The organism is Sphaerochaeta sp. UBA5836 (assembly GCF_002432845.1).
In the GTDB taxonomy this organism is placed as follows: Bacteria; Spirochaetota; Spirochaetia; order Sphaerochaetales; family Sphaerochaetaceae; genus Sphaerochaeta.
Map to the genome: position 1 here is coordinate 1 of NZ_DJGW01000069.1, position 4,862 is coordinate 4,862.

Annotated in this window: 5 protein-coding genes and 1 pseudogene; all 6 read right to left on the reverse strand. The window is 43.2% G+C overall.

The features are described from left to right. A pseudogene (locus tag B3F49_RS05460) lies at window positions 1-220 on the reverse strand (hypothetical protein); the annotation flags it as partial. Window positions 221-222: 2 nt separating this feature from the next. Further along, window positions 223-909, reverse strand: a complete 687-nt coding sequence (gene cas6e / locus B3F49_RS05465) for a type I-E CRISPR-associated protein Cas6/Cse3/CasE (RefSeq protein WP_293909534.1) — start codon at window positions 907-909, stop codon at window positions 223-225. Next, a complete protein-coding gene (gene cas5e / locus B3F49_RS05470; RefSeq protein ID WP_293909537.1) occupies window positions 878-1,633 on the reverse strand; it encodes a type I-E CRISPR-associated protein Cas5/CasD in 756 nt (251 codons plus the stop codon). The genes cas6e and cas5e overlap by 32 nt, the downstream gene beginning before the upstream one ends. Before the next feature lie 3 nt (window positions 1,634-1,636). Beyond that, a complete protein-coding gene (gene cas7e, locus B3F49_RS05475; protein ID WP_293909540.1) occupies window positions 1,637-2,701 on the reverse strand; it encodes a type I-E CRISPR-associated protein Cas7/Cse4/CasC in 1,065 nt (354 codons plus the stop codon). Between the two features lie 35 nt (window positions 2,702-2,736). Then, window positions 2,737-3,267: a type I-E CRISPR-associated protein Cse2/CasB gene (casB, locus tag B3F49_RS05480; RefSeq protein WP_293909543.1), complete on the reverse strand. Its 531-nt coding sequence runs from the start codon at window positions 3,265-3,267 to the stop codon at window positions 2,737-2,739. After that, the coding region (gene casA / locus B3F49_RS05485; RefSeq protein WP_293909546.1) for a type I-E CRISPR-associated protein Cse1/CasA at window positions 3,267-4,862 on the reverse strand (1,596 nt) is incomplete at its 5' end. The genes casB and casA, both read right to left, overlap by 1 nt.

A 4,862-nucleotide genomic window follows, 5' to 3' on the forward strand; every position in this document is an offset into this window, starting at 1 on the left:
AAATTCCAGGCGGGAATTCTAGTTTAATTGCTTCATGGGTGATTGAAGTACCTGGCCCCAGCATCAGAAGACACAGAGTCTCTATCGGAATAGGTACTACCCTATCAAGATAATGAAACCCAATTGACTTCTGATGCTGGTCTATCGTTCCTTTCTCAAAATAGAGATACGACCAGGAATCTTCAAACTTTGGGAGTACTTGAAGATTCACATTTTTCATGGCTAAACCTTTTTGATCATCATCAAACCACAACCAAAGGACTTGGACTTTCCTAACCCTTGGTACAGCGTCCTACGGAATAAGCCAAAATCTGTCACAGTCAAAATGCCATTATAATCGATTACACCCATTTGAATCTTGTGATTATCCTTTTTGGTAGTAATTTCAAATCGTTGATACCCCTCCACGATTACAGAATCCTGTGATACAGCAAAGCCATTTTGTTCAGAACGTTCAGAAAGCCATTGAAACGCACATTCTTGAAGAATTTCTGCGTTTGTAGATCTCTCAGCTTCAGGAACTGTTTTACTCTTTGCAAGCGCATCCATATATACATCTTCCCGCTTTCTTTTCTTTGAACCAGGCCCTTCCGGCATTTTGGTTACAACCGGATTCACCCGAAGGTTGAAGTGCAGCTGTGTACCAATATCTATCTTCGGTTCATAAGATTTTATTGCAACCTCCCAAGCATGCAGACTCTCCAAGGGCTTTCTCTGTGAAACAACAAAGAACTGTTGAAAACCTTCAGCATCGAAGCGACGATACAAGAAATCCCTTTCGGCTTCTTTATCGAAGGGAAACAGACCCCATATAAACTTATGCTCCTCATAGATGTTTCCAGCCTGTATAGGAAGATTCCCTTCAGTGAGTGCATTGCTAATAGGCCTTCGTATTCTGCTGAAATACATCTTCACCTCCTACATATTGAACCATTTCCACCCTTTCACCGTATTGCCAATTCCTCCTGCCAACCAATCTATCCCTCTTAGTAATCAGGTGCACCCCTCCATCCTTGTTGCCAAGCGCAGGTTCTGAATACAATAGAAACTTTGCCCTGCTGTCAATTTTTCCTAGCAATTGCAACAATTCAAGATTGAAACTGGGCTTTACCACTGCATCGCGAACATTTTCAGCGTCAATGATTTCAGCCTTAAAGGGAAGTGCAGGCGGACAGGATTTTCTACCTAGATAGGGAGAAAATTTCGGTAATGACAATGCTTTCTGAATTTCAATCAACTCAGATGATCCCGTTGCACTCCACAAAGCTACTCGATAATACGCATCCATTCGGTAATCCCTCGTAGAAATTATTGTGTTCTGTTTTTTGAGTGACAATTCATCCTTTCTGGTAGCGACTGTTCGGTGCTTCAATTGAGTAGCCGGAGGCACTTGTATTGTATGAAAATCCCTCAATAGATGCCCAGTTTGAAGAACCAGTACAGCTGTGCTCAAATCATCGTCAAGCGCCTTAAGTCTAGTTTCATCTTTCCTCTTGATACCCAAGGAAGCAGCAACCAGCCCAAGCACAGCCGATTTTGATGGATACGAGTATGTGGGTCTATATTCTCCAACTGCAATATCTCCATATGAAGCAAAAGGACCATACAAATCAAATACAAGATATGCTGCCATATCTCACTCCTTGACGCAGAACTGTAAAAGTTCCGAAAAAGACCCCTTACCGGATATAACGTCAAGCTTAAACGATTCGTCAGAGCAGGGCCCATACGTGTTGTCCATTTTGTCTTTCATACTCTCCAACTTTTGAATTGACTCCTGAACAATATCTCCACCAACATCCTTGATGAACGCCAAGGAAAGTGTTCTTGGTTGCTGATCTCCCAATTCTGCTAGGATATAGTGGGCATAAGCCCTCGAACCGAAAGAGTTTTGTTTTCCTGTCGGAGCTACTTTAGCTATGCATTCCACCAAACCCTCGATGGAGTTTTTCCACACACTTGGCGCTTGTTCAGCACAACCTCTCAGATTGTCCAGGAGCAGCTCCCTATCAATATTGATATAGGTATAGAAGACACCTGAAGCGAATTCAGTATCTCCCATGTGTCCAGCACCTTGGTCTTCTATTCCTTCGTTAAGGTCATCTACAGCGGTGAAGAAGTCATCCTCAACAACAATCTTTTGTACACTAAAAGCATGTGCCACTTGAACTGAGGCTTCAATGTTATAAGAAGGATCTTTTGCAAGCATTCGTCCAAACAGTGCCATATCAGCAGCTGAGTTATTCGCTCGAAGGAGCCTAAGTTGTGATTCCGTGGGTGCTTGCTGCTTATCGATCAATTCTTTTACCAAATCCAAAGCTGCCTTTTGCTCTTCAGGCGAGATGAAAGCCAATTGCTCAATCTGCAGATTATTCGGGAATTTTTCTTTATCACTCTTTATTGCTCCAAAACTACCGGCAATACTGCGAGCCCATTGCAGTGCAGGTTCCTCCTTTATTCCACCTTCTACCAGAGCTTTAAAGATTGTCTCCCCAAATCGCTTTGTCCTGATGCCATTTGTCCCTCCAATTTTCTGTTCAAAAATATCAGAAGTTCTCCAAGCACGCTTCAAACTTTGTGATGACACACGCAATCTCGTTGTTCCCCCGACAATGGCTGTTTTTGGTCTACCCAAGTCATCCCTGTTCAAATTAGCCGGCGGGTAAGATGTCAACACATGAATCTGCAAAAATTTTTTCATTTTCCTAACTCCTTTCTATTTAAATCTTTTTATAATCAATAAATATCTTTTTGTAGATAATATTGTGATGCCCAACTCTTTCTCGTTTGATCATTCCAAAAATAGAGAGATTGTACTAAGTCTTTTACATCTGCCTTGTTTCCAAGCATTCTGATGATGCGGATCATCATTATGTACAACTCAGAACCATCCTCGGTTCGCAATAATCTTCTAAAACGAAGATCACTCATTACAGGTCGATCACTTCCCTGTTTCTTCATTCCCATCGCTTTGGCGACCGGGCAGCCAGGGGTGTCTTGCTCTACATGAGCAAGAACCCCCGCAATCAGGGGAAGCCGGGAGGTAATCGCACCACGAAATATTTCTGCTTCTTCAAGCTCAAGCACTGATTCCAGCAAAGTATAATAGTTGCCCTGGATGACAACTTCATTGGGGCTTTTCAACCTCCTCAACATAGCCCTCTCCCCGGTAAAGCGAGGACCTTGCAACATCGACCACCACTTGACAACTTGAGCCAGCACCAATGGAAATGTATTCGTCTTTCGATTATCAATAAGGCTTTCCATTACATATCCTCCTTTTTACTATTGGTTTCCCTAGCGGGAAGTCCCAAAATTTTTTCTCGTATCTTTTTCCCAGTGTTATTCCAAATTAAATCATTCCTTGCCTTTACTACTCTGGGGACTCCACTCTTGCTTTTTCCTGAGTCAAGTGAAACTTGATCTGCATACTTATCAAAAATCTGCAGTGAAATTCGGTTCAGATACCTTACCCATCCCTCAAAAACTGACTGGTGGGTGTCATTTTCTTGGCACAGTATTTCTTCTAGCATATGAATTAGTCGGTAATATTCGCTTTCTGTTGAAGACCAGATTTCATTCTCCAGATATGACAAATCACCCCGGGCATTGCTATTTGTATCAAACCAAGACTCCTCCACAGCATTGCTGGTGTTCTTTGCTACAGCATTGGCTGCTTCAGCCAAACGATTGGCAAATTCCACCAATTCTTCACGATTTTCTTCCGGTATCAGCCAATACGGCATCGTGGACTCATACCAACAACGTGCCTTCATCTTGTCCATATCATACCCAAAGACTTTGACACGTATACCACAGGCAACCTTCATCTTTTCCAGGTCATTCAATCTTTTGTCTATGACCTGCAACGTAATCGGCCGTGGGTTCGTACTGCTATTGCTCATGATATAGAGAGGCCAGTGTCTATAGGTAAAGCCGCCTGGATGTGGATGAACAGGCAATTTCAGGCCATTCTTATCAGAGTAGTATGGCGATAGTGGATGGATGATTCCCTCTCCATAGTTGATGCCATAGGGAAGTGATTCATAGCTCTGATAAAGCATTGCATTTTCAGCTCCACACACATCACAAGTACCCTGTTTTATCTCAGATGTGTTCAATCTTGTCCGTCTTGGCATTCCCCAATACGTTTGAACCGGATGTATGTGCTTGGCTGTTGTTTCAGTCCCTTTTTCCTTGCTTATCCTGATATCTCCCGCCCATGGAAATTTTGCTGCTGAATCTTGTAGCGAAAGAGTACAGTTTGTCCTCTCCAAATCTTTAGCAATAAGCACGTTCAACCAAATCAAATGCCACAACGTATCATAGGCTGCGTTATATCCATCGGGGATTATTACGACTGTAAGAGGACCTCCCCCACGCAAGGAGGTTCGTATTCCGGCACCACCTGCAGGAGCATTCGTATTGAGTGTATATAAGGAAGCGGCTGTGCAAGCCTCACACATACCTTTCACACTGTCGCGCTTCACGAAGTGATCGGTATTCTGTTCCAGTGTATTTTCTCCCGGTGAGTCGATCAGTAAATTTGCTATAGGCTTTAATCCCGCCTGCAAGGTTGGCTCCTGCATGAAACGTATTCCATCACCGACGAGGTCGAAATATCTCTGTTCCTTTTGCATCGCATGAAACAACTGCTCTTTCGAAGGAGGATTACTAAAAAGACGGGCCCATTGCACCTCATCCTGCGGCGTCATAACCGTCTGAATAATCCCAATGAGGAACTGCAGGTAAGAACTTGTGAAGTCAGGTCTCTTTGCATCTATCAAACAGAAGGGGTTATCGTCGATTCCTTCTGTAATTTCATATGGCCTTATCAGCACTCTTTTCTGTGTACCTCTTCG

Excerpts from the sequence above, each read along its gene's own strand:
- cas6e (WP_293909534.1), bottom strand. The coding sequence starts at position 909 with ATGTATTTCAGCAGAATACGAAGGCCTATTAGCAATGCACTCACTGAA.
- casB (WP_293909543.1), bottom strand. The coding sequence starts at position 3,267 with ATGGAAAGCCTTATTGATAATCGAAAGACGAATACATTTCCATTGGTG.
- cas5e (WP_293909537.1), bottom strand. The coding sequence starts at position 1,633 with ATGGCAGCATATCTTGTATTTGATTTGTATGGTCCTTTTGCTTCATAT.
- cas7e (WP_293909540.1), bottom strand. The coding sequence starts at position 2,701 with ATGAAAAAATTTTTGCAGATTCATGTGTTGACATCTTACCCGCCGGCT.